Genomic DNA, 22,291 nt, shown 5'->3' with positions numbered 1-22,291 from the left:
AACTTTTAAATAGCAGCGGATTTACTTAATGTGTTTTCATAGCGAGTTTTGGTTAAGTTGTCGCTAGCAACACAGACCTGATCTCGCCCTTGTAATTTTGCTTTATAAAGCGCTTTATCGGCGCGCTCTAAAAGATGCAAAGCAGTGTCGTCAACATGCGCTTTAGCTATACCAATACTGATAGTTAACGCTCTATTATCGATTAAATGAGTGGCAATAAACGCTCTGAGCTCTTCAGCTTCGTTAATTGCGTTATCTAGGCTGCTATCTCGAAGAATAATAGTAAACTCTTCTCCGCCCCAGCGTGCAATTAATGCACTATTTGTAAGCTTGTTTTGTAAAATATTGGCAAATTCACTAAGCACGTTATCACCCGCTAAATGGCCATAAGTATCGTTTACTTTTTTAAAGTGATCTATGTCGCAAATCATCACTATATTTGATTTTCGCTCATTATTGTTTTCACTCAGTAATTGCGACAATTCAAAATCAAATTTTTGCCTGTTATATAACCCGGTGAGCTTATCGGTTTCGGCTAGCAGTTTTATTTCGGCATTGCGCTTAGAAAGATGAGAGTAAGCCGAAAAACGCGTTTTTTCATAAAACCTAAATAATAAAACATGCGCAATAGACACTTCAATAAAATTAAATAATGCAGATAAACCTATGGTAATTGATAGTTGTTGCTGTAAGTAAACTAGATAGGCACAAATACCAAAAGCAATGCTACTTAATATACTTCCCCAATTACGCCCAACTAAAAAAAAGGTAAAAGGCGGAATAAGTGTTGCCCAAAATAATGAATGAGCATGACCCTTTGCCGATACTATAAAGAGCATAATTAAGCTAACTATCATTAATGCAACAACCCAAGCAGCTTTACTAACCTGGGCTGTTTTATTAAACCATATACAAATACTTAATGACGCTATAAGTCCTAAGGCATCAATAAGTGCAATATCGTAACTCGAAAAATAAAAAACATTTAGTAAGGTTAAAATTAAAAAGTAGCAGCAGCAGATTAATAAAGAATGTGCAATTAAGCGTGTTCGCCAGTAATCCTTATGATCTCTAGGGTATTGCGGAAATTCTTTATACCAAAAATGTAGCATCAAATAACGACTTAATAATTATTAGTTAATTCAGTATTGTCTATTTATTATAAAGTGGGTAGTAATAAATTATAAAACCCCGATAGACTTAAATCTATCGGGGTTTTTATCATTTATTTTTACTCTTGTATAAATGCTTCGCCTTCTTTCATCCACTTTGCGGCGGGTTTGCCTTTTAAGTAATGATCAAAGTACTGCATCATACGAATTGAAAAATCGACTTGATTAGGAAACTTTTTCAAGTGATGAGGTTCGCCTTCATACTGTAAAAAAGTGGCATCTTTACCCGCACGGCGCAGGGCTAAGTAATACTGTACCCCTTCGTGCCAAGGTACAGCGTCGTCTTTATCGCCAAACATAATTAAAATAGGAGTGTTTACTTTATCGGCAAAAAATACCGGTGAGTTTTCTATGTATAATTCTGGCGCTTCAAAAAGGTTTTTACCAATGCGGCTTTGTCCTGTTTCGTACTGAAACTGACGCGCTAAGCCCGATTTTAAACGAATGCCACTATAGGCGCTGGTCATGTTAGACACGGGAGCACCCGATACAACCGCTTTAAACATATCGGTTTGAGTGATCATAAAGGCACTTTGGTAGCCTGCCCACGAATGACCTTGTAAACCAATTTTATTTTTATCAGCTATGCCTAAATCAATGAGCTTTTGCGTGGCGTTGATCATGGTTTGCGTTGATGATTTACCTGGGTGGCCTATTTCAAAACGAATGTCGGGTAAAAATACCGCGTAACCGTTTGAGGTAAACATAGGAAAATTAGGGCGGTGGTTTAATTCCATTTTAGGAAAGTCGTACATGCGTTGGCTCATATAACGGTAAAAATACACCATTACTGGTACTTTTTCGCCTTTTTTGTAACCCGCAGGTTTAATTAGTACGCCTTGTAAGTCTTCGCCATCAAAGCCTTTGTAGCTTATGAGTTCTGGTTTTTCGCCCCAGGCAAAGTTACTTATTTGTGGGTTAAGTGTAGTCACTTGTTGCGGAGCACTGAAACTAAAGTCAGTTTGATAAAAGTCTGGAAACTGATGATACGCTTGCTCAGTAAATAGGTATTTATCGGCATTTTTTGCTTTTTTAACTAAATCAAAACGTTTATTACCACTGAGCACTTTAGTTACTGTGTTGGTGGTTAAATCAAGCTTGGCTATTTCACTTTGCTTAGTTTGTAAGTTAATAGCCGATATAAGCAATGTTTCGTCTTTTTTAAAGCCAACTTGGCTTTTATCAAGTTTAATAACGCGATATTGAGTATTGGTTTGTTTACCATTAGTTAAACGTTTTGCCTGCTGGCTATTTACATCAAACGCCCAAATATCGTACTTACTGTAAGCAAGTAGTTGGCTGCTATCTTGATTCCAACCGGCAAAACCATAACCTGGTTGGGCTGAAGGGTAGTCGTGCTTGTCATCAGCAAAAGTAGCTTGAATTGCACGTGTAAGCGTAGTGACTTTATTATTTTTTAAATCTTTTAGCTGTATATGGTTATCACTAAAGTAGGCGGCAAACTCGCCATTAGGTGCCAAACTTGGTTTAAACGGGTAGTTACTAACAATGGGAGTGTGTTTACCTGTATTAATATTTACAGCAAAGTAGTCAGCAAAAAAGCCGCCATACATTATTTTCTCAAGGTATGGGGTATCAGTATAACCAAGCAGTGATGTATCGCGCTGCGGATTAAGCGCAACCTCTGGCATGCTCACAGTACTTAGCTGGATAACTTTTTGCGAATTTATGTGGTACACCGCGCTGTAATGGCGGTTTTTGTTTTTTTCGTTCCACTGCTGCTGTTCACGCGGTTTTATTTGCGCGTCGTTGTTATGCCATACTTTTAAGCCTTTATGCTCTCGTATAGTGTCAAAGTCGTATAGTGAGGCTTCGTCGCTATACTCTTTAGCTTTTACTTTAGCGGCTAGTTTAGGGCGATTTTCAAAATATAAACGCTCGCCATTTTCAGACCATATTAACGCGGCGGTTTTACCTATTCCCCAATCTTTGTTGGGGGAGTTAATCGTTGTTAGCTGCTCATTTTGCCAAAGTTGTAAGCTGTAGTTACGACGGCGCATGTCGTCGTTAACATAGTTACCTAACGTAAATGCTACGCTTGCCTCAGTTGGGTGCCAGGCTATTTTATTGGCCACAACACCAGGCTCATCTATGAGTATGCTGCTTACAAAGTCATTTAAATTAAGCAGTGCTATTTGATTGTTGTTACCATCGCTGTAACTCTGGCTAACTAATAGTTGCTGGTTAGTTGCGCTAATACTGTAGTTAAATACATCTGCAATTGTGTGGCTGCGTTTATTGCTTAAATTTACAATAACCAGCGGATAGGTTTTATCATCTTTGTCTGGTGTGATGGCGCTATCGTTTTTATTAGCATGAGTGCTGGTACTTTCATCCTCGGCTTTTTCATCCTCGGCTTTTTCATCATCGCCTTTAGCTGCTTTTTGATCTAAGCGATAGGCAAGCCAAGTTCCATCGTTTGATAACTTATAGTCTTTCACATTACTAAAACTTTGTTGCTCGCCTGTTTGGGTATTTACTAGTACCAGGTTGTTTTTTAGAGCATCTTTTTTATTCGTGGTTTCTTGTTCTAGTAGCGTGGGTACTTGGGTAAATGCGACCCAGTTAGCAGCTTTATTAATAACAGGCTTAGTACCACGCGGTACTTCTGCAATTAAGCTATTACCGCTTAATAAGTATACTTGGCCAGTGGCATCACCACGATACGGGGTTGCACTGAGCGATAAAATACGGCCATCTTCAGAAAGTTGTGTTGCTTTGGCTGATTTAAAATCAAACACATCGTTAAATTGTAGCGACTCTTTAGCGTAAACTGTGGTGCTAGCTACGCTGACAATAAGCGCAGAGCTTAAAAGGGTGAGCTTTGTTTTCATTATAGGTTCTCGTTTTTTAGCGTTATTTTATTGTAACGAGTTTTGTCTATAATTCGAGTATATACGACAAGTGGTAGTAAAGCAGAGTTGAAAGGCTGAAGGTGAAAATTTAAAAACCTTGCAAGCGTGGCTCACAAGGTTAAGTGTGTTGAATTTGGAATTTATAACCAAATTTTTTGTAGTTCCGGCCATTGTTTTTCAAATTGTGCGCTTGGCTTAGTACTAAAATTACTGCGTACAAACTGATTCATTTTACCTTCAACATAGGCAAGTAAAAAGTTGGCTAGGGTTAGCTCGTCACTTTGAAAGTTTTTACCTTCACGCAGCTTTCTCTCGCGCAGCACTTGTTTAAATTGGGTCTCAAGTTTTTCAAAGAAACTTTGCACTCGTTCACGTAACCGCTCTTGCTCACCTTGCAATGCGTCGCCGGTTAAAATACGGGTAATACCAGGGTTCTTTTCAGCAAACGTTAGCAGTAAATGTAAAATATTATAAACGCGGGCTTGGCTTTCTTTTTCGTTTTCTAAAATAAGATTTATACGAGATAAAAGCGTGTCTTCAATAAATTCTATTAAGCCCTCAAACATACGTGCTTTACTAGGAAAATGACGATACAACGCTGCTTCCGATACACCAACCTCAGCGGCTAGCTTTGCTGTGGTAATACGCTGGCCGGGACTGGTTTCTAACATTTGTGCAAGTGCTTGCAGTATTTGCTCTTTGCGATTACTTCTTTTTGTCGCAGGCATGAACATTCCTTTTTTATTAGTTATCTTTTAGCAGGAGCTAGTCATTTTGATTCAAATGTTTAAGGCGCGTTTATATTTAGAATTAAACAAATTTAAACTCTTAAAAGTAAACGCGTGTTTAGCATGTTAATGTTTTATTCAGTTTGTTTCCAGCTCTTTTATATTCTCTGAGCGAGCTGTTGGATCACTGTTAGCGCAATTGCTGTTTTGCTATTTGTTGGTAATTCAAGCTGTTCATTATGCCAGTACAGGGTTAGCGCATTATTGTCAGCGTTAAACCCAAGATCACTTTGTGATACATCGTTAGCGCAAATCATATCCAGGTTTTTATTTTTTAGTTTACCTTTTGCGTAGTTTGCTACATTTTGTGTTTCTGCGGCAAAACCAACAGTGTAAGGGCGGTTTTGCTGTAAATTAGCTACGTGTGCAATTACATCCGGGTTTTTAACCAAAGTAAGAGTAAGCTCGTCGCCTTGCTTTTTCATTTTTTGTGCTGCAACGGTTGCTGCGCGGTAGTCGGCAACAGCGGCGCAGCCAATAAACGCATCTGAGCGCGGTGCGTAGTTGAGTGATTCGTTTAATAGCTGCTCGGCGCTTTCTATGTTGATCAAATTTACGCCAGCAGGGGCTTTTATAGTCACCGGGCCTGAAATTAAATTAACTTTAGCGCCAAGTAATAAAGCGGCCTCAGCAAGTGCGTAGCCCATTTTACCTGAGCTGTGATTAGATATAAAACGTACCGGGTCAATGGCTTCTCGGGTCGGGCCTGCGGTTATGGTAATGGTTTTACCTGCAAGTAACTGAGGTTGCTCTTTTGCAATACATAAAGCAACTAGCTCATGAGGCTCTAGCATGCGCCCAGCGCCTACATCGCCACAAGCTTGCTCACCCTTTCCTGGGCCCCAAATAAGCACGTTACGTGCCTTAAGTGTGGCTAAATTAGCTTGTGTAGCAGGGTGAGCATACATTTGCTGATTCATAGCCGGTGCGATAGCGACTTTAGCCGGAGTTGCAAGTAATAAGGTAGTGAGTAAGTCATCGGCAATGCCCGCCGCCATTTTAGCAATAATGTTGCTGGTGGCTGGGGCAACTAAAATTAAATCGGCCCACTTGGCAAACTCAATATGGCCCATAGCAGCTTCTGCTGAAGGGTCGAGTAAGGAGTCTGCAACCATTTCACCGCTCACAGCTTGCATAGTTAAGGGGGTTATAAAATGTTTTGCTGATTCAGTCATAACTACTTTAACACTACAACCATGCTCTTTTAAGCGTCTAACCAGTTCTGCGCATTTATAGGCCGCTATACCGCCGCTAATTCCCAGCACTATTTTTTTATTAGTTAAATTAATCATGGTTGTCCATCAGCCTTATTTAATATTAGGGCTAAAATAACAAATCTTGACCCGTACAGCTAAGCTTTTAAGATGAAAATAACAGGCTAATTTTCAAATTTGCATTACAGTTAATATATAAGCCGATTTATCAAGGATGAATAATGCAACTAACCTCACTTCCTAATTCGCAGCGTCCCCGCGAAAAGCTAATCGAAAAAGGCGCAAAAGCACTCAGTGATGCTGAATTGCTTGCCATATTTTTACGCACCGGTTTGCCGGGTATGAATGTGATTGAGCTTGCCCAACATTTACTTAATGAAAACAAAACGCTACACAATTTATTTAATGCCAGTATGGAAGAGTTTTGTGCGCAAAAAGGGTTAGGTACAGCCAAATATGTGCAGTTGCAAGCGGTGCTTGAGCTCAGCCAGCGTTATATGCAGGAGCGTTGCCAGCGCGATGCTATATTTAACTCGCCAAACGCTGTATATGATTATTTAACCTTGCAAATGCGTGGTTTGCAGCAGGAGGTATTTATGGTGCTGTATCTTGATAGTCAAAATCGCTTAATTAAAGATGAAATACTTTTTTATGGCACCATTAATTCTGCCAGTGTATATCCACGAGAAGTGGTAAAAGCGGCACTTAAAAATAATGCAGCAGCGGTTATTTTTGCGCATAATCACCCAAGCGGGATTGCCGAACCGAGTCAGGCCGACAAACTTATTACTAATAAATTGCAACAAGCACTGCAATTGGTAGATATAAATGTGCTGGATCATATTATTGTTGGAGGAGAAACCTGTGTTTCTTTTGCTGAACGAGGTCTTATTTAGCTTTACTTTTACAGAAGAGTACTAAAAACGAGCAGTTTAGTGTGTTTTGGCAAATTAGTTTAATTTAAATGCAGTTTTTACTTTCCCTATGGGCTTTCGATCTTTATAATTAGCCGCTATCAAATTTGCACATGAGCTGATTGGATGAGATCAGTTATTTGATCTTCGCCTGTAAAAGCTGTATAAAGAGCGCCCTTCGATTTATCTCTAGGGCACAACTACATGGCCTTAGGGAAAATTAAGCTCGAGCTAAGTTATTGGAGATATATAGACATGGCTAAAGTATGTCAAGTTACAGGTAAGCGTCCTGCGGTTGGTAATCACCGTTCACACGCGAGAAACGCGACTAAACGTCGTTTCCTACCTAACCTACAAACACACCGTTTTTGGGTTGAAAGTGAAAAACGTTTTGTAACATTACGCACTACTACTAAAGGTATGCGTATTATCGATAAAAAAGGCATCGACACGGTTCTTACAGAAATCCGTGCTCGCGGCGTAAAAGTTTAAGGATCTGAATCATGCGCGATAAAATCCGTTTAGTTTCAACTGCCGGTACTGGTTTTTTCTACACTACCGACAAGAACAAACGTAACATGCCTGAGAAGATGGAAATCAAAAAGTTTGATCCAAAGATTCGTAAACATGTTCTTTTTAAAGAAGCTAAAATTAAGTAATTTTAGTTTTCTATTAGAATGTAAAAACCCAGCTTATGCTGGGTTTTTTGTTTTTGATTTACGTAAAATAATAGCTTAATTGTTTAATATTGCCCTTAGCTTTAGCTTAGAGCTTGCTTCTAATAGCTGTAATATATCAGTGCTTACCCCTCAATTAAAACCTACTCGTTTGATTATCAGCGTATTAAATCACTTTTTCTAAGTGAGTACTTATTTACTGTGGGGCTATTTTACATAAAGGTTTGCATAGGAGTATAATGCTGCGCTCATTTAGTTTATGGTTGTCTTATCTTCAACTCAGGCTGTAGGAATTGCCATGGAAAGTTGGTATTTAGTTGTATGTAAACCTCGCCAAGAAGAGCGTGCGCAGGTTAATTTAAAAAACCAAGGAATAGCGTCATTTTTTCCAAAGTTAACTACTGAAAAGTTAGTTAAAGGACGCCGCACTGTTAAGCAGTCTGCTTTATTTCCTGGTTATGTATTTGTGTGTTTAGAAGCTGAGAATGGTAACTTTTTTGCGGTAAAAAATACCCGCGGAGTAAGTGGCTTTGTAACTTATGGTGCTGCATATCAGCGTGTGCCCGTTGAGTTAATTAATCAGCTTAAAGCAGAGCGTTCGCACTCACATGAATCGCAAGTTCCTAAAAACGGTGACTTGGTGAGTGTAAACAATGAGTCATTTAAAAATATTGACGCTATTTATAAAGAGCCTGATGGCGATATGCGCAGTATTTTGTTCATTAATTTGCTTAACAAACAAATAGAAATTAGCGTGAGTAATCAAGCAATAAGCAAAATCTAATAGAAAAAGGGGAAGTAATAAATTACTTCCCCTTTTTATAAATGTTTATAGCAGTAATTAAACCTTAAAGTTCTCTACTGATAACCTAAGTTCTTCTGCTAGTTTTGCTACTTCTGAACTTGATATGGTCGTTTGTATTGCGCCCTCAGCGGTTTGCTCGGCTATAGCAACAATGGACTCTAAGCGCTCACTTATTTCTTGTGATACTTGTTGTTGCTCTTGCGCTGCCGTTGATATTTCTTCACTCACGTTATGCGCTTGCGATACGGCTAAAGTAATCGAGTCGAGAGCGCTGCTTGCTAAATCGCTTTGCTTAACACACGACACGGCTTGTTGTTTACCTTTTTCCATAGCCGATACAGCGGCTTCTGCACCGCTTTGTAGTGACTCAATCATAGATTGAATCTCTTGGGTTGATTCTTGTGTTTTACTTGCCAGAGAGCGTACTTCATCTGCTACTACAGCAAAGCCTCGCCCATACTCACCTGCACGCGCTGCTTCAATCGCGGCATTTAATGCCAATAAGTTTGTTTGATCAGCAATACCGCGAATCACATCTAATATACTGCCAATCGATGCGCTGTCTTTGTGGAGCTTATTAATAACATTCGACGCTTCATCAACTTCGTAAGCTAGTTGCTCGATAGTGGCTTTATTTTGATTTGAAATGTCTTTAACGCGCTCGGCTTCTTTATCGGCATTTTTAATCTCATGTAACGCCTGTTGAGCGCTATTACTTACCGTTTGTGATGTACTACTCATTTCTGTTGTTGCTGTAGCTGCCTGTTCAACTTGTGCTTGCTGATTACGAATTGCTTTACTTGATTCGCCAGTAATTGTTGAGGTTTGCTCTGATGCAGCTGCAAGCTGAGTTGAGCGTGAAATAATGCCTTTAATTAAACTGCGAAGGCTATCAATTAAGGTGTTACAGCTTTTAGATAGCTCACCAAACTCATCTTTGGCACTGTCATCTAAGCGCTGTGTCATATCGCCACTTGCTACAATATCTAAAATGCGGTTAACTTCAGCCAGTGGTTTAGTAATACGATTAACTGTAACGACTGCCACGATAATTGCAATTATGGTGGCTATTATCATGCCTATCCAAGTCCACAAGTTTGCAGAATCTACGTCGCTGCGCACCCCTTTTTGCAATGAAAAAGCAACATCGCTGGCTTGTTTTACAAGTACGTCAATTTGATTTAGCGCTGTTTTAGTTGCTTGCTCAGACTCTGCAAGTTCACGTTCAGTAAGGCTAATTGCATCGATTAAGCGTTTTTTATTCGCAGCAAGGCTATTGTTACCTACAATGTTGCTCTCTAGCGTGTCTACGTATTCTTTTAGACTATTGTATAAACCACTATGGCTTTGCTCTATGGCTGGTTTAATTAGCGCTATGGTGCGGGTCACTTCTTCGAAGTAGTATACTTGTTCATTTTTTACAATATCTAAGGTATTAAGCGTTTTAACCGTTAGCATGTCGGTACTGTTGCTTACTACAGACATAAAATTGTTTTCAAGATTATTAGCAGCCTGGTAAGCGCGTGGGTTACTTTGCTCTAAGCCGTTTATATCAATAATATCGAGTACAATTGAGTTTGCATCTTCGGCGGCAAGCTCTATGCTTTCTAGTTGCGCTTTTAACATTTTATTCAGTGCTAGCTGTTTAGCTTTGTCGGCAAGTAAGCCCTCTACCGTGCTTAAAAAACTTAAATAGGTTGTTTCAACTTGTTGGCTACTTTTACTCAATAGTGGATCGTTTTTAACCACTTCTTGTAATTCACTATGCAGCGTATTGAATAACTGCTTTTGTTCGAGCACTTGGTTTTTTATTGGTTCTAGTTGCTCTGCAGAAGAGGTATAAAAACTAGCTTGAGCAGCTTTGCTCATTAAAATAAACTCGGCTTGTAATTCAGCGCTTTTATTTAAAGCGGGCAGCGACAACTGATTTACTTTTTGGGTGGAGCGATCAATATTTGCTATTTTTATTAAAGAGTTACCGCCAATTATTAAAAGCAGTAGAGTGATGAAAATAAATCCACCCCAAATACGCTGGCTCACTGTTAAATTCATACGGATTTCCATTCTAAAGTATATCAGTTAAAACTTATCGGCTTGTATTGCAATAAGTTAAGTAATTAAAGTTAATTTTAATTGTTTAATCTGTGTTGATTATTTTTAATTAAGCAATGGCCATGCGTAGCTCTAATTATAGGAGTGCTATTTTTGCTACTAAATATAATGCCAACTTAATGTGAACAGGTTGTAGTTACAAAGTTTCAACATGCGACATTAAACTTAACAGATGTATTACTTTATTTCAGTTTATTTAGACGAAAGTTGTGATTTTTCTACAGTTTTTTGTTTGCTTTTTAATTCTATTAAGGTCATGGCGCCTCCCCAAACACATCCGGTGTCTAAGGCTAATAAATGATTATGAGGTGTTTTACCATTTAATGCTGCCCAGTGGCCAAAAATAAGCGTTTGTTTAGCCGTTGTTATTGCTGGATGCATAAACCAAGGGGTTAAGTTATTGCCACTTGTTACTTCCCCTTTTGCACTTAAGTCGAGTTGGTTATCGGCAGTTAAAAATCGCATACGGGTAAAGTAGTTAACTATGTATCTAAACTTTTCATAGTTATTAAGTTCATTAGGGTTATTAATGGGGTGAGGTTGGTACATGTTTGCAAAAAAGTCATGCGCTTTAGGCGAGCTGTAACAATGCTGAGCAAACTGAGCATGTTGTAAGGCTTGTGCTATCGACCAGTCAGGGTTGAGCCCAGCATGGGATATAAAGCTATTGTACTGCTTAAGGTAAAGTGCCAAAGGCTGAGTTTGTAAAAATGCAATATAGTGGGGGAGTTTAGTGCTATTGAATACAGCTGCTAATTTATCATTAGGGTTGGGTGGTTTATTAAGTAGATAGCAGGCAATCAGGTGTAAGTCATGATTGCCTAGCGTAACTGTAATGCTATTTTGGTGTTTGTATAAGTACTCTAAACAGGCTAGTGAGTCAGGGCCTCGAGCGACTATATCGCCCACCAAGTAGAGATGATCTTTACTTGGATTAAAGTTAACGCGTTGGAGTAACGCGTTAAACTCGTTAAAGCAGCCTTGCAAATCACCTATTGCGTAGTCAGCCATGCTTATAGTGTACTAGTGCAGTATGTTAGGGCAGGCTAAACGAAACACGTTAATAGGCGCTTTAAACTCAGTGCCAAACTCGTTACGTAACGTATAATGCCCTTGCATAGTACCTACAGGGGTATCTAGTATTGCCCCACTGGTATATTTATAACTTTCGCCGGGTGCTATAACCGGGTTTTCGCCGACCACACCTTCGCCTTGTACTTCAATTTCTTTGCCATTTGCATCGGTAATTAACCAATAACGGCTCAGTAATTTAGCGCTACACAAACTGTGGTTTTTAATGGTTACAGAATAAGCAAATACAAACTTTTCGAGTTCAGGTTGCGACTGCTCTTCTACATAAAATGTTTCAACAGATACCTTTACAGGCGATCCAATATTACTGCTTGTTGTCATAAATCCAATTTGCTATGTCAATAAATTGTTGTAACGATAAGCGCTCAGCACGCAAAGTAACATCTATGCCAATGCTGGTTAGCTCATCTGCAGTTAGTAAGTTGCTTAAACTATTGCGTAGTGTTTTACGACGCTGGTTAAAGGCTTCTAGGCAAACGTTATTTAAAATTTTCACGCTTTTTGCAGTGCGTTGTTCAGGCTTTTTAGGGATTAAGCGAATAACCGCCGAATCAACTTTAGGCGCAGGTTTAAAGCACTCAGGCGGTACTTCTATAACCGGCATTGCATTACAGTAGTACTGAGTCATTACGCTTAAACGACCAAAGGTTTTGCTCCCCGGGCCTGCAACCATGCGTTTTACTACTTCTTTTTGCAGCATAAAGTGCATGTGCTCAATATTGTCTGCAAATTCAAAAAGATGAAATAATAACGGAGTCGAAATGTTATACGGTAAGTTACCAAACACTTTTAGTTTTTTGTCATCTCTCACCAAGCTTGCAAAATCAAAGGTCATTGCATCGCCTTGGTTTACGGTTAATTTAGGTCCCAAAAATGGGTGTTCAATTAAACGCTGTGCCAAATCTTTATCTAATTCTACAACCGTTAAATGGCCGCTTAATTCGGCTACCGGTTCAGTAATTGCGCCAAGGCCTGGACCAATCTCTACTAGGTTATCTTCTGGTTTAGGATCGATTGCGCTCACTATTTTACCGATGATCATGTCATCAAATAAAAAGTTTTGTCCAAAACGTTTACGGGCGCGGTGTCCTAAATGTACTTTATCGGTCATTGATTTTGTGCTTTTTCTTGGGCGAGCTTAATTGCTTCGCGGATCGCTAATTCAAAACTGCCAACATCAGCAGTACCTTTGCCTGCCAAATCCAGAGCAGTACCATGATCTACTGAGGTGCGAATAAATGGTAAACCTAAGGTAATATTTACCGAGTTACCAAATCCCTTGTATTTTAGCACAGGTAGCCCCTGATCGTGATACATAGCTAATACGGCATCGGCTTCATTTAGGTATTTATCTTGAAATAAAGTGTCGGCAGGGAGTGGACCAATCAGGTTCATACCTTGGTTGTTAAGTATTTCAAGTGTTGGAATAATGGTATCTATTTCTTCACGGCCTAAATGGCCATCTTCACCAGCATGAGGATTTAAACCACAGACTAAAATACGCGGCTTTTCTATACCAAACTTAGTTTGTAAGTCGTGGTTTAAAATACTCGCTACTTTGATTAGCCGATCCTCTGTAATAGCACGCGATACATAGGCAAGTGGAATATGCGTCGTTACCAGCGCTACTCTTAGGCCTTGCGTAGCAAGCATCATTACTACATCTGCGGTATTCGACTGTTGTGCAAAATACTCGGTGTGGCCACTAAACGAAATACCGGCTTTATTAATAATACCTTTATGTACTGGGCCGGTAACAACTGCTGCAAAAGTGCCATCCATGTTTTTTTCACTGGCAATACGCAAAGTGTCCAATACGTATTGCCCATTAGCATCGTTAAGCACACCTAGCTCTACAGGCTCGGCTACATCTACTTGATGTAGGTAAAGGCTTCCTGCTGGTGCAGGCGTTGCTGCAGCGTGCTGATCAAACTCTATTAGCTTTATACTTAAGCCTAAATGTTTTGCACGTTGCTTAAGCATATTCGCGTCGGCAATGGCAACAAGCTGTGCGTCCCAAGTTTGTTGGGCAAGTTTTAACAGTAAATCTGGACCAATGCCCGCAGGCTCACCAGGGGTAATTGCGATACGTAATGTCATAGTTATTCGTCTATTGGGAAAATTTCAACATGGGCTTGTTCGCGCATTTCTTGCTGCCAGTTAAAGCTTTCTTCTTTAAATTTACGATTAAATAGCATGCCATGGGCGCGGTTGCGTTTAGCTTGCTCGGTTTTATCAGCTACACGGGTATCGAGTAACTGCACAATATGCCAACCGAATTGGCTTCTAAATGGTTCGCTAATTTCATTTTGCTTAAGTGATAATAAAGTATCTCTAAAGGCAGGAACATAGCTAGTTGGATCAGCCCAATCGTACTCACCACCTTTAAGGGCTGAGCCTGGATCTTCTGAGTATTCTTTAGCAAGTTTTGCAAAGTCGGCTTTATCAGCGCGTAAGTCTTTTACAAAACCGGCAAGCATACTACGTGCTTTTTCTTCACTTAAAATAATAGATGGTTTTATTAAAATATGACGTGAGCGAGTTTCAGTTGTTTCTACAACTTGACGACCACGAACATCTTGGACTTTTATAATATGAAAACCAGCACCAGAGCGCAGCGGACCAATAATAGCGCCTTGCTTTTTACCTTTTACGGCTTCAGCAAATAACGACGGCATTTCGTTAATGCCCATCCAACCTAGTTGTCCACCTTCAAGTGCTTGAGAGCCGCTTGATGATGAAATAGCAATGCGTTTAAATTCTTGCTCGTCATTAAGTAATTCAATTACTTTGTCTGCGCGCGTTTTAGCTGACGCAATTTCATCGGCGCTAGCATCACTAGGAATATCAATTAAAATATGGCCAATGTCATACTCTTCTGCGTTTTGACCTTGGCTTTCCATAATTTTTAGTAAGTTATCTACTTCTTGCTCGCTTACATAAACACGGCGATCAACATTGGCGCGCATAACTTGTTGCGTAGTGATCTCTTTACGAATTTCTTCACGGTATGCTTGAAAGCTTTCTCCCGAGCCCTCAATAGTACGACGTAAATCTGCAATGCTACCGCCTTGCTCTTTAGCCATACTTGCAAGTGTTTGATCTAGTTGGCTGTCTGAAATCTCTAACCCCATACGCTCAGCCATTTGCATCATGAGTGTTTGGTTAACTAATCGCTCTACGGCCTGGACACGTAATGTTTCGTCTTTAGGAAGCTCCTGACTCTGTTCTTCAGCTTGCTTTTTAACACGGTTAACTATGGTGTCCACTTCACTTTTTAAAATAACTCCTTGGTTGACTATGCCAATAACTTTGTCGATTTCAACCGGAGCTGCAAATGCGCTTTGGCATAAGCTAATACTTAAAACTGCTGATGTTAATAATTTTTTTAAATTCATATTCTTTTTACTACTCTTGCTAATAGTACTGTTGTGATCCTAGGGAATACTCAATTTTTAGCGTTAATTAATACTACTTTAACTTTAAAAATAGTGTCCTAGTCATTAAGAAAATACGGTCTACGATAACCAAAAATACCTTGTTGTAATAATTTTTTAGCATCATAACGGCTTTTACTACCTAACCCTTTTAAAACAAAATTCAAACGAATGCTTGAATCAAAAGTCGCCTGTTGTTGCCCTATAGACTGATTTAAGTCGGTAACAATTTGGCGATGGCCAGTAATTTGAAATGCCCAACAGCACGATTCATACTGTAGTCCGCTTAACACTTCGATACTGCGGTTATTTTCAAGGTCGCGGTGATAGCTTGCAATAAACTGCCATTCGTCGCTCACTGGAATGCTTGTAAATAAGCCTGTTTGTTCAATTGCATTACCTGAGACATCATCTGAATACCGATGGTTCAATTGAACTAGCTCATTATCGTCGCCTTTATAGTCGAGCGTTACGTTAGACTGAATAATTTGTTTACCGTCAGTATCATACTGAATACCCGCAGATAAATACCAGCGACGATGCCAATGTACCATGGTTTGTGCTGCAAACAAGGCATTGTAGTTGGTGTCTGAGTTTAATCCTTGTTCTGTAGGTTTGGCTGAATCGCTTAAATAAAATATTTGTCCGGCGCTAAAATTAAATACTTCTTGGTGTTTTTTGTCAAATAACCGAGTCGTTGCACCTAAGGTAAATTGGTTGGCAGCAGCTATTCTATCAACACCTGAAAAGCGTGTGTCTCTAAATAAACCAAAAAAATCATCTTGTAGTTTGGCAGTATCAAATAAGCCAATATCAGATTGATCTTCATTAGGGGTATATAAATATTGTAGCTGTGGCTCTAAAGTTTGAATACCGTCATCAATAAAGTAGGAGGTTTCGCGCTCAAAATTAAGTTGTGTATACAAACGTACTTTTGGCAGTGTACGCGATACGCTTTCGCTGTATTGAGTACCTTCTAAATCACCATGCTGTTTGTAGTTTGTTTGTAATATGCTTACTTCTGATAAAAACGACCATGCATGTTCTTTATAATCAAAGCGAGCTTTTGGCTCAATATGTATTCGAGTAGCTTGATCAATAATAGCTGAACTATTAGTAAAGTGGCTCACTTCTCCCGATACACTAAAATCAAAGTTGTCGTATTGCCAAGGTGCGGTTTGGGTAAAACTAATTTGTGGCAAAGCGGTATAAGACTCTAAGTGATCGCCCAGTACTTCAAAGTTTTGTACTGTAATATCGGTACGCCAAGTGTCGCCCATATGAGTAAGCGAGCCTGTTCTGTACAATTGAGTATCGGTTTTACTGGCATAATTAGAGTCTAAATCAGTTAAGTAGTTGTCGTCACTCACGTTTGTTATATCAACATTAGCGCGCCAGTTTTCACCTAAATAGCTTTTTTGTTGCCAATGAAACATATAACGATCGCCAAGATCGGGGTCTGAATCATCTTTATTTAAATATTCAATACCCACTAAGCCTTCATGCTCTTGGGTTAAATATCTAAATTCAGTTTGCAGTTGTAAACCTTTACGCGACATATAACGCGGGGTAATGGTGGCATCTAAATTGGGAGCGATATTCCAGTAGTAAGGCGTAATAGTTTCTAAACCATAGCGATCTGAGCTTGAAAAACTAGGCGTAAGTAACCCAGATTTACGGCGCTCATCAAGCGGAAAGGTAAAATAAGGTAAATATAAAACCGGCGTATCTAGGATGCGTAAAACCGCATTATAGGTTTCGCCCCAGCCTTCTTCGCGAGAAAGGTTAATTTCGTCGGCTTCAATGGCCCACACAGGTACTTCGCCAGGGCAAGCAGTAAAGCTTGCATTCATTAGCATTAAGCCAGACTCATCAACGGTGAGTTTTTCAGCGCCACCTTTGCCTAGCTGTTGTGTTAGGCTATATTGTGCACCAAGTAAGCTGATTGCTGAATTATTTAAATCGGCGTTGAGGCCAGTGCTGTTAACTTCGCTTATTTTGTCGCGATAAGTAATTGGCCCAGTAGCATTGAGTAAACCGCGCTGTTTATCGATTAGTGCAGTTTGTGCGGACAAACTCATATTAACGGTGTTAATATCAACATTACCAGTAAATTCAGCGCTTTGTGTGCCTAAAAGCTCTACGTCGTTAGCGCGAATATCAACCATACCTAGCTTTAAGCCAGGAAGCGGTTGCCAAGCTCTGGTTTGCATTGAAGTGCCACAAAACTTGTGTGTCAGTTCAGTTTCGGCAAGCGATGGTGCGCTCAGTACGCTTAGCATCAATATGCCCCAGGTTTTGCTCATTTATCGACCTTTATACGCTGTGATTAATTTCAAGTAGACATAATAAAGGAAAACAATGGCAAAGTAATTAGTGAAAAATAGATAGCTTATAAAATGACACGTTTTGAACGCTTACAACTCTTTATAAATACTCACTTTAGTGAGCAACAATGCACGTTAGCGGCAATTACTGCCGATGCGAGTTTTCGTCGTTATTATCGCTTAAATTGTGCTAATAACAGCTTTATAGTGATGGATTCCGATCCGCTTAAAGTAAATAATGCGCCGTATATCTCGCTTAATAGCGTATTTACGCAGCAAGGATTTTTATTGCCCGCTATTATTGCCAGTGACGAGCAGCAAGGTTTTTTTATTTTAAGTGACTTAGGCAGCACGCACCTAGCAGACATGCTTGATGATGAGCACCGCACCGAGTATTACCAGCAATTAATTAAGCTGAGCGTACAGTGGGCAAAAACACCTGCAGCCGCTGCTATGCAAGCTTATGATAAAAAGTTTATAGCTGTTGAGCTTGGCATATTCAGCCAGTGGTTAATGCATGACTTCATTGATTGTAAACTAACCGCAGAGCAACAAATGCTGTGGCAAACAAGCTGTGATCTGCTTAGTAATACCATGCTTGCTCAGCCTAGCGTTACCATGCACCGCGATTACCATAGTCGTAATATTATGCGCTGCAACCAGCAATGGGCGATCATAGATTATCAAGATGCTGTACGCGGGCCGTTGTGTTACGACTTGGTATCTTTGTTACGCGATTGCTATTTTAAACTGCCAGAGAGCGAATTAACTCATTTAGTTAAATACGGATACGATGAATTTAATCGCCAAGGTTTAATTGCTAATGTTACCTTTAATGAATTTAAATATTGGTTTGATTTAACCGGTTTACAGCGCCATTTAAAAGCGGCAGGTATTTTTTGTCGTTTGTATTTACGTGATGGTAAAAAAGGTTATTTGGCTAATATACTTCCTACACTTGCATACATTGTAGAGGTAGCTGCTAATTATTCAGAGCTACAGGCCCTTGGCTTATTTATACAAAATACCATTGCTCCTAAAGTGGTTGAGCGCTTGGCTAAGGAGCGCACATGAAGGCGATGATTTTAGCGGCCGGGCGCGGACAACGTATGATGCCACTAACGCAAAATATGCCTAAACCTATGTTGGCAGTAGCGGGTAAGCCATTAATTGAGCATCATATTGTTAATCTTAAAGCGGCGGGTATTACCGAAATAGTAATAAACCTTGCGTGGCAAGGTGATAAAATTAAAGATTATTTTGCCAATGGCAGCAAGTGGGGCGTAAATATACGTTATAGCCAAGAAGTGGCAGGTGGCCTTGAAACGGCCGGTGGCATTATTGCTGCGCTGCCCCTATTAGGCGATACCTTTATTGTTATAAATGGTGACATATATACCGATTACGACGTAAGCGCGTTAACTCAACTGCATTTACAAGCGGGTGAGGCGCACATAGTGCTGATAGAAAACCCACCGCATAATCCTAACGGTGATTTTGCACTCAGTCATTTGTCGAGTGATAGTCAAAAATATACATTTTCTGGAATTGGCCGATATCAAGCCGATTTTTTTAACGATTTTGAGCAAGGTGTTCGTCCGCTTGGGCCTATTTTAGCTAAAAAATTAACTGAACATTTAGTCTCTACCGAACTCTACATAGGCCAATGGGATGATGTAGGTACTCCTGAGCGATTATCAGCACTTAATCAACGACAAATTTAATAGAGGTAATAATTTAGATGTGGGGAAAAATACTCGGGTTTATTTTCGGTTTTATGTTTGGCAAAATATTTGGTGCTATTTTTGGCCTATATCTTGGCCATATGTTTGATAAAAGCTTAAAAAAAGATTTTGATAAAGCCGGTGGCTTTTCAAACTTATTTAAAGGTGACGACGTCAACGAGCGTCAAGCGCTGTTTTTTTCTAGCTGTTTTGCAGTTATGGGGCATATTGCTAAATCAAATGGGCGCATTAGCGAAGTACATATTAAAGCTGCAACGTTATTTATGGACGAAATGGGCCTACAAGGCGAAGAGCGCCGCGAAGCACAACATGCATTTCAGTCGGGTAAAGAAAATGATTTTTCATTAAAAGAAACAGTACAAGACTTTAAAGAACGTTTTGCTAAGCGTTATGATTTATTACAGCTATTTTTAGAAATTCAAATTCAAATGGCATTTTCAGATGGTGTACTCGCTGAGCAAGAAAAACTACTTTTACAAGAAGTGAGTAAACAGTTAGGCGTATCTAGAGCGCACTTTGCTTTTGTATTAAAGCGTTACCAAGCAGAGTTTAGCTTTAGGCAGCAGCAACAGCGCTATAAACAACAGCAACAAGGGCAAAGTAGCAGTTACCGTGAAGGTTCAGGCCATCATGTACCACCTAATAATAATATAAACCGCGCACAAGCGTTGGCATTATTAGGGCTTAATGACTCGGCAACAGCGCGAGAAATAAAGCTCGCGTATCGAAAACTGATGGCGCAGCATCACCCTGATAAATTGGTATCGCAAGGTTTACCAAAACATATGATGGAATTAGCGGTCAAAAAAAGCCAAGATATTCAAGCTGCTTACGAGTATTTAAAAAAGTCGGCGTAAAAAGCCGTCTATTTCTTTACTTAGGCGTGCATGTTGATCGGGCTGATTGCGCAAACCAAATAACTGGCGTTGGCGATAATCAAATTTTGCGTTGCGGTTAACCCAGCGCTGACGATTTTTAAGGTTCATTAAAATCTCGTTGTTATCGTTAGCGTAGTAAATATCCAGTAATGGTGGGGCAATTAAAGACGAAGTTTGGCTTAAGTCTTGATTACGTTTACTGTTAGGTAAATAACTGCTTAAACTTATAAATGCATTAAGTCTTGAGTCGGGAAATTGCGCATAATGTTCAAGTAGCACGCCAGCACTGATCCCCTGGGCAATTACTACAATATTATTCGGCTCTGCCATTGCTGTATTATACAGTGCTTCATAGCGGGCGATTAAATTTACTTTATAGTTATCGAGTACCGCGTCACTCACTTTTTCAATGGCATTAACATGGTGTGGCTCAGCACTTTTGTTTACACCAGTATCCTCAATAGTAGCACTTTCAACTGCAGCACTTTCATTATCAGTGCTTTGATTAGCTGTATTTGCATTGTCAGAGCTTTGGGCAAGAATATTTTCAGCTGAGGTGCTTTCAGTTGCAGTGTTTTCGTTAGTTGCAGCAGTGGCTACTTCACTCGCCTGCCAGTTAATATCAGGTACTGTCATTGCGTAGGTAGTGTAGCCTAAATTATTTAGTTCTTTGCGTAAAAAGCTCATTCCGGCATTATTGGTCGCGCTTGATTGCCAATCAGGTATAAGCAGTACAGTGCCTCTAAAATCAGCACTCATATACTCGCTGTACAAGGTTAAAAATTCAGTATCGCCAGCTAATATAGGCTTTATTTCATCATTGGGAAGTAAGTGTTGAATATCATTATTTTCAATACTTGCATACGAGGGTGGGGCAATATGCTCTGCTGCAGTTACTTGCACAGTTAAAATTAGCGCACAGCTTAGCAGTACGTTTAGTTTAATTACCTTTAAATACTGCGCCAATACCATAACCAACTCAAATTAAAAATATTACTTAGATATCGGCGCAGCAGCAAAAAAGTTTAGCGTAACAGGCTAAACTTTAATATTAATTGTTAGCGCTAAAAATCAGGGTCAGCTTCAAATGTAAGTATTTGCTCAGTAGTTGGATGTTTTAAGCTGAGCATTTGTGCGTGTAATTGCAAGCGCGGCGCCGCAGCGAGTGCCTCTTTGTGTGCGTAAAGCCTATCACCTAAAATAGGATGGCCTAGGCTTAGCATATGTACCCGCAACTGGTGCGAGCGCCCTGTAATAGGGGTTAGTTCTACACGGGTTGCATGTGGTTCACGTTCAAGTATTTTAAAGTGCGTAAGCGACGGCTTACCGTTTTCGTGATCAACCATTTGCTTGGGGCGATTAGGCCAATCGCAAATAAGCGGTAAATCAACCGAGCCGGTTTGCGCCTCAAGTTGCCCATATATCCGGGCAATATAGCGCTTGGCGGTTTCGCGCTCCTGAAACTGCATACTTACATGGCGGTGTGCGGCTTTATTCATTGCCAAGCAAAGTATGCCCGACGTTGCCATATCTAAACGGTGCACTATTTTAGCAGTAGGAAAAACTCGGTTAACACGGCTTATTAAGCAATCGGCATGTTTAGGGTCTTTACCCGGCACGGTTAACAACTCGCTAGGCTTATTAACGATGAGTAAGTCCTCATCCTGATACAGAATAGTTAAATACGGATCTGTTGGGGGATTGTAGTTAATTAACACGGCCGACCTCAGTGATTTACAAGGGCGCCATTTTAGTGGAGCGGGCACTAAGGCTCAAGGAAAAAGATTAAAGTTTAATTGCGTGTTTTTCATACTGGTGTGAAATTACACCAGTATGATTTTTTGAGGTATATATTATGGCAAGGCAAAGCATTTCGCTCACTGAGAAAAATGATTTATGGCTGCGTAATCACATTGAAAATGTAGGTGATTACGCGAATAAAAGCGAATTAGTGAATGACTTAATTCGACGTGCAAGAAGGGCTGAAGCTATCAATAGTAAACTGCTTAAATCTGAAAAAAGTGGCTTTACTAATCAATCTGCTGATGAAATCCTGACTGAATTTAAACTAAATGTTAAGTAATGCGAAAGTTTAAACTCTCAAATGATGCTAAAGAAGACTTACGTCGTATTTATCGAAATTTTCCGAGAAAACCCATTGATCGACGCGAAGCGGTGTCGATGGGATGAATCGGAATAGTTAGCCCTGCTCTTGAATGTATTTTCGAATTGTATCAGCAGCCGCATTTCCAAC

21 protein-coding genes are annotated in these 22,291 nt (G+C 39.8%); 8 read left to right on the top strand and 13 right to left on the bottom strand.

The window, feature by feature from the left end; all coding sequences use genetic code 11:
- Positions 1 to 5: 5 nt before the first annotated feature.
- The 4 genes from J5X91_RS15415 to coaBC all read right to left on the bottom strand — a co-directional run bounded on the left by J5X91_RS15415 (position 6) and on the right by coaBC (position 6,128).
- Positions 6 to 1,112 (bottom strand): GGDEF domain-containing protein, encoded by a 1,107-nt coding sequence (locus J5X91_RS15415; protein ID WP_208835177.1) that lies wholly within the window; start codon positions 1,110 to 1,112, stop codon positions 6 to 8.
- A gap of 119 nt (positions 1,113 to 1,231) precedes the next feature.
- Positions 1,232 to 4,027: a prolyl oligopeptidase family serine peptidase gene (locus J5X91_RS15410; RefSeq protein ID WP_208835176.1), complete on the bottom strand. Its 2,796-nt coding sequence runs from the start codon at positions 4,025 to 4,027 to the stop codon at positions 1,232 to 1,234.
- 161 nt (positions 4,028 to 4,188) lie between these two features.
- Entirely contained in the window at positions 4,189 to 4,776 is a 588-nt protein-coding gene (slmA, locus tag J5X91_RS15405) for a nucleoid occlusion factor SlmA (protein WP_011329292.1), read from the bottom strand.
- Between the two features lie 158 nt (positions 4,777 to 4,934).
- On the bottom strand, positions 4,935 to 6,128 hold the full coding sequence (gene coaBC, locus J5X91_RS15400; protein ID WP_086997701.1) for a bifunctional phosphopantothenoylcysteine decarboxylase/phosphopantothenate--cysteine ligase CoaBC: 1,194 nt from the start codon (positions 6,126 to 6,128) through the stop codon (positions 4,935 to 4,937).
- A gap of 143 nt (positions 6,129 to 6,271) precedes the next feature.
- On the opposite strand from coaBC, the gene radC reads away from it, so the two are divergent.
- The 4 genes from radC (at position 6,272) to rfaH (ending at position 8,425) form a co-directional block, all read left to right on the top strand.
- A complete protein-coding gene (gene radC, locus J5X91_RS15395) occupies positions 6,272 to 6,946 on the top strand; it encodes a DNA repair protein RadC (protein WP_011329290.1) in 675 nt (224 codons plus the stop codon).
- 273 nt (positions 6,947 to 7,219) lie between these two features.
- Complete coding sequence (gene rpmB / locus J5X91_RS15390) at positions 7,220 to 7,456, top strand: 50S ribosomal protein L28 (RefSeq protein WP_041454777.1); 237 nt, start codon at positions 7,220 to 7,222, stop codon at positions 7,454 to 7,456.
- An 11-nt stretch (positions 7,457 to 7,467) separates the two neighbouring features.
- Positions 7,468 to 7,623 (top strand): 50S ribosomal protein L33, encoded by a 156-nt coding sequence (gene rpmG / locus J5X91_RS15385; protein ID WP_004335545.1) that lies wholly within the window; start codon positions 7,468 to 7,470, stop codon positions 7,621 to 7,623.
- Between the two features lie 316 nt (positions 7,624 to 7,939).
- On the top strand, positions 7,940 to 8,425 hold the full coding sequence (gene rfaH, locus J5X91_RS15380; RefSeq protein WP_011329287.1) for a transcription/translation regulatory transformer protein RfaH: 486 nt from the start codon (positions 7,940 to 7,942) through the stop codon (positions 8,423 to 8,425).
- A 57-nt stretch (positions 8,426 to 8,482) separates the two neighbouring features.
- On the opposite strand, the gene J5X91_RS15375 is transcribed toward rfaH, so the two are convergent.
- From J5X91_RS15375 to lptD, 7 genes are all read right to left on the bottom strand, one after another.
- Positions 8,483 to 10,498 carry a methyl-accepting chemotaxis protein gene (locus J5X91_RS15375; protein ID WP_089368770.1) on the bottom strand — a complete coding sequence of 672 codons (2,016 nt, stop codon included), beginning with the start codon at positions 10,496 to 10,498 and terminating at the stop codon, positions 8,483 to 8,485.
- Between the two features lie 252 nt (positions 10,499 to 10,750).
- Positions 10,751 to 11,569: a symmetrical bis(5'-nucleosyl)-tetraphosphatase gene (locus tag J5X91_RS15370; RefSeq protein WP_089368769.1), complete on the bottom strand. Its 819-nt coding sequence runs from the start codon at positions 11,567 to 11,569 to the stop codon at positions 10,751 to 10,753.
- Between the two features lie 12 nt (positions 11,570 to 11,581).
- The gene (apaG, locus tag J5X91_RS15365; protein ID WP_011329284.1) at positions 11,582 to 11,971 is read right to left on the bottom strand and encodes a Co2+/Mg2+ efflux protein ApaG; all 390 of its coding nucleotides are present in this window, start codon (positions 11,969 to 11,971) and stop codon (positions 11,582 to 11,584) included.
- On the bottom strand, positions 11,955 to 12,761 hold the full coding sequence (gene rsmA / locus J5X91_RS15360; protein WP_011329283.1) for a 16S rRNA (adenine(1518)-N(6)/adenine(1519)-N(6))-dimethyltransferase RsmA: 807 nt from the start codon (positions 12,759 to 12,761) through the stop codon (positions 11,955 to 11,957). The genes apaG and rsmA overlap by 17 nt, the downstream gene beginning before the upstream one ends.
- Entirely contained in the window at positions 12,758 to 13,750 is a 993-nt protein-coding gene (gene pdxA, locus J5X91_RS15355) for a 4-hydroxythreonine-4-phosphate dehydrogenase PdxA (protein ID WP_011329282.1), read from the bottom strand. The genes rsmA and pdxA overlap by 4 nt, the downstream gene beginning before the upstream one ends.
- Positions 13,751 to 13,752: 2 nt before the next feature.
- Positions 13,753 to 15,048 carry a peptidylprolyl isomerase SurA gene (gene surA / locus J5X91_RS15350; protein ID WP_011329281.1) on the bottom strand — a complete coding sequence of 432 codons (1,296 nt, stop codon included), beginning with the start codon at positions 15,046 to 15,048 and terminating at the stop codon, positions 13,753 to 13,755.
- A 98-nt stretch (positions 15,049 to 15,146) separates the two neighbouring features.
- Positions 15,147 to 17,393, bottom strand: a complete 2,247-nt coding sequence (gene lptD, locus J5X91_RS15345) for an LPS assembly protein LptD (RefSeq protein WP_041454580.1) — start codon at positions 17,391 to 17,393, stop codon at positions 15,147 to 15,149.
- A 93-nt stretch (positions 17,394 to 17,486) separates the two neighbouring features.
- On the opposite strand from lptD, the gene J5X91_RS15340 reads away from it, so the two are divergent.
- The 3 genes from J5X91_RS15340 to djlA are packed head-to-tail and all read left to right on the top strand — an operon-like array spanning position 17,487 to position 20,016.
- Positions 17,487 to 18,488, top strand: coding sequence for a phosphotransferase (locus tag J5X91_RS15340; RefSeq protein WP_208835175.1), 1,002 nt, complete (start codon positions 17,487 to 17,489; stop codon positions 18,486 to 18,488).
- Entirely contained in the window at positions 18,485 to 19,138 is a 654-nt protein-coding gene (gene murU, locus J5X91_RS15335; RefSeq protein ID WP_058374205.1) for an N-acetylmuramate alpha-1-phosphate uridylyltransferase MurU, read from the top strand. Before J5X91_RS15340 ends, murU begins: the two co-directional genes overlap by 4 nt.
- A gap of 17 nt (positions 19,139 to 19,155) precedes the next feature.
- Positions 19,156 to 20,016: a co-chaperone DjlA gene (gene djlA / locus J5X91_RS15330; protein ID WP_089368767.1), complete on the top strand. Its 861-nt coding sequence runs from the start codon at positions 19,156 to 19,158 to the stop codon at positions 20,014 to 20,016.
- Here the strand turns inward: djlA and J5X91_RS15325 are convergent.
- Complete coding sequence (locus tag J5X91_RS15325) at positions 19,999 to 21,009, bottom strand: DUF3530 family protein (protein ID WP_192531886.1); 1,011 nt, start codon at positions 21,007 to 21,009, stop codon at positions 19,999 to 20,001. The two genes, djlA and J5X91_RS15325, sit on opposite strands and share 18 nt — an antisense overlap.
- 92 nt (positions 21,010 to 21,101) lie before the next feature.
- Positions 21,102 to 21,755 (bottom strand): bifunctional tRNA pseudouridine(32) synthase/23S rRNA pseudouridine(746) synthase RluA, encoded by a 654-nt coding sequence (rluA, locus tag J5X91_RS15320; protein WP_179806938.1) that lies wholly within the window; start codon positions 21,753 to 21,755, stop codon positions 21,102 to 21,104.
- A 137-nt stretch (positions 21,756 to 21,892) separates the two neighbouring features.
- On the opposite strand from rluA, the gene J5X91_RS15315 reads away from it, so the two are divergent.
- Complete coding sequence (locus J5X91_RS15315) at positions 21,893 to 22,120, top strand: hypothetical protein (protein ID WP_011329274.1); 228 nt, start codon at positions 21,893 to 21,895, stop codon at positions 22,118 to 22,120.
- Positions 22,121 to 22,291: the final 171 nt, after the last annotated feature.

The organism is Pseudoalteromonas sp. K222D (assembly GCF_017653575.1).
Classification (GTDB): Bacteria; Pseudomonadota; Gammaproteobacteria; order Enterobacterales; family Alteromonadaceae; genus Pseudoalteromonas; species Pseudoalteromonas nigrifaciens.
This window is presented reverse-complemented; position numbering and strand designations above follow the sequence as displayed.

Coding starts and splice junctions, on each gene's coding strand:
- J5X91_RS15415 (WP_208835177.1), bottom strand. CDS start 1,112: ATGCTACATTTTTGGTATAAAGAATTTCCGCAATACCCTAGAGATCAT.
- J5X91_RS15410 (WP_208835176.1), bottom strand. CDS start 4,027: ATGAAAACAAAGCTCACCCTTTTAAGCTCTGCGCTTATTGTCAGCGTA.
- slmA (WP_011329292.1), bottom strand. CDS start 4,776: ATGCCTGCGACAAAAAGAAGTAATCGCAAAGAGCAAATACTGCAAGCA.
- coaBC (WP_086997701.1), bottom strand. CDS start 6,128: ATGATTAATTTAACTAATAAAAAAATAGTGCTGGGAATTAGCGGCGGT.
- radC (WP_011329290.1), top strand. CDS start 6,272: ATGCAACTAACCTCACTTCCTAATTCGCAGCGTCCCCGCGAAAAGCTA.
- rpmB (WP_041454777.1), top strand. CDS start 7,220: ATGGCTAAAGTATGTCAAGTTACAGGTAAGCGTCCTGCGGTTGGTAAT.
- rpmG (WP_004335545.1), top strand. CDS start 7,468: ATGCGCGATAAAATCCGTTTAGTTTCAACTGCCGGTACTGGTTTTTTC.
- rfaH (WP_011329287.1), top strand. CDS start 7,940: ATGGAAAGTTGGTATTTAGTTGTATGTAAACCTCGCCAAGAAGAGCGT.
- J5X91_RS15375 (WP_089368770.1), bottom strand. CDS start 10,498: ATGAATTTAACAGTGAGCCAGCGTATTTGGGGTGGATTTATTTTCATC.
- J5X91_RS15370 (WP_089368769.1), bottom strand. CDS start 11,569: ATGGCTGACTACGCAATAGGTGATTTGCAAGGCTGCTTTAACGAGTTT.
- apaG (WP_011329284.1), bottom strand. CDS start 11,971: ATGACAACAAGCAGTAATATTGGATCGCCTGTAAAGGTATCTGTTGAA.
- rsmA (WP_011329283.1), bottom strand. CDS start 12,761: ATGACCGATAAAGTACATTTAGGACACCGCGCCCGTAAACGTTTTGGA.
- pdxA (WP_011329282.1), bottom strand. CDS start 13,750: ATGACATTACGTATCGCAATTACCCCTGGTGAGCCTGCGGGCATTGGT.
- surA (WP_011329281.1), bottom strand. CDS start 15,048: ATGAATTTAAAAAAATTATTAACATCAGCAGTTTTAAGTATTAGCTTA.
- lptD (WP_041454580.1), bottom strand. CDS start 17,393: ATGAGCAAAACCTGGGGCATATTGATGCTAAGCGTACTGAGCGCACCA.
- J5X91_RS15340 (WP_208835175.1), top strand. CDS start 17,487: ATGACACGTTTTGAACGCTTACAACTCTTTATAAATACTCACTTTAGT.
- murU (WP_058374205.1), top strand. CDS start 18,485: ATGAAGGCGATGATTTTAGCGGCCGGGCGCGGACAACGTATGATGCCA.
- djlA (WP_089368767.1), top strand. CDS start 19,156: ATGTGGGGAAAAATACTCGGGTTTATTTTCGGTTTTATGTTTGGCAAA.
- J5X91_RS15325 (WP_192531886.1), bottom strand. CDS start 21,009: ATGGTATTGGCGCAGTATTTAAAGGTAATTAAACTAAACGTACTGCTA.
- J5X91_RS15315 (WP_011329274.1), top strand. CDS start 21,893: ATGGCAAGGCAAAGCATTTCGCTCACTGAGAAAAATGATTTATGGCTG.